This window comes from Streptomyces thermocarboxydovorans (assembly GCF_039524635.1).
In the GTDB taxonomy this organism is placed as follows: Bacteria; Actinomycetota; Actinomycetes; order Streptomycetales; family Streptomycetaceae; genus Streptomyces; species Streptomyces thermocarboxydovorans.
Map to the genome: position 1 here is coordinate 1 of NZ_BAAAGU010000135.1, position 1,451 is coordinate 1,451.

Consider the following 1,451-nt stretch of genomic DNA (forward strand, 5'->3'; position numbering starts at 1 on the left):
CTGTGCATTCGTCAGGTCATGCCGCCCCACGAAGTGGATCATGACACATCAAGATCCACTTCTGAAACGCACCCTAGAACCCGCGCTCCGTTCAGCGGTCAGATTCTCACCCGACGCCGAGAGTCACCGGCACTCAGCGTGTTGAGCAATGGGCCGGGCAAACCATCAACAAGCCGCGTGCTGCCTTCCTGACGTCCGCCATTCGCCGCAGAGCCCTGCGAGACGCGCCCTTCACTCAGGTCGGCGCAACGTCTCTGACGGCGATTCGCCGAACTTGCGGCGGTATGCGATGGCGAATCGTCCCAGGTGCGCAAAGCCCCATCGATAGGCTGCCTCGGACACGGAGGTGTGCGCACTCGGGTTGGTCAGGTCGGCGTGCACACGCTGCAGTCGGGCTTCACGGAGATAGGCAGTGGGGGTCATGCCCACGTAGCGCCGAAACCCTTCCTGGAGGGTCCGCGCGCTGACTCCGGTCGCACGTGTCAAATCCGCCAACGACCATGCGTAATCAGGCTGTTGCTCAATAAGATCGATCGCGTGCTTCACGGCGCGCGGCCGGGCGGGCTGGCGCATCCTATGCAACAGCTCAGAATAGTTGTGTGGTTGCCCGACCAGGAGACCGGTCATGACGAGTTCTTCGATCCGAGCACTCAAAAGCGGCTCCCGATCGGCCTGCGGGCAGCGTTCCAGTTCGGCTCTGAGTAGACCGACACAGTTGACCCACGTACGCAAGGGCGGCCTGCGTAGGTCCATACCAAATTCAAAGCGCAAAGGTGCGGTGATCTCCCGGCACAGCAATCCCTCGAGTTGGCGCTCGAGGGCGTGGCGCTCGATACGCAGGAAGAACATCGTGTAATCGGGGCTGAGGGTGATGACGCCGCGGTCATCCGCCCTGTACGCAAGACCCGAAAGCCGCGCCGACGGGGCGACTTCGCCCTTCCCGCACACGCCCTCCGCTTTCCCGGTGAGCGGCACGGTGAAGAAATACGTCGCTTCGGTTGTCGGAGCCTCCAACCGTATATTGGATTCATAGCGCATATACGCCAGGGTGATGTTGCCGAGCCTTGCCGCATTCATGCGCGCATTCCGCGAGACTTCACCCAATGCATCCACGCGGTGGGGAACGAGAATCCGGCCGCCGACCTCGCGGATCAAGTCGAGATCGCCGGTGCAGAACTGCTCACTTTCGGCAAGCGGCTCCTCAAGCATCGAACGTCATCCTTTGATGGGCTGTCGCTGTAACTTCTACCTGCCATGATTGCCCTACGCAAGACCCACGACAACGGCGCCTCTGCTCTCCTTGGGGCTCACAAGCAGGGCCGCCGGGCAGCCCCACTGATGGCGTCCCTTGTCGTGCAACCCGTTGCTTTAGACGCAATACCGGTGATTTAGGTCGTTTTCCGGCTGGTCGAGGTGGCTCTGGTTGGCCCGACCAGCCGGACCGTCGGGGG

At 62.0% G+C, this 1,451-nt stretch carries 1 protein-coding gene; it reads right to left on the reverse strand.

The window, feature by feature from the left end; genetic code table 11:
- Positions 1 to 231: 231 nt before the first annotated feature.
- A complete protein-coding gene (locus ABD198_RS30440) occupies positions 232 to 1,209 on the reverse strand; it encodes an AraC family transcriptional regulator (RefSeq protein WP_344007952.1) in 978 nt (325 codons plus the stop codon).
- Positions 1,210 to 1,451: the final 242 nt, after the last annotated feature.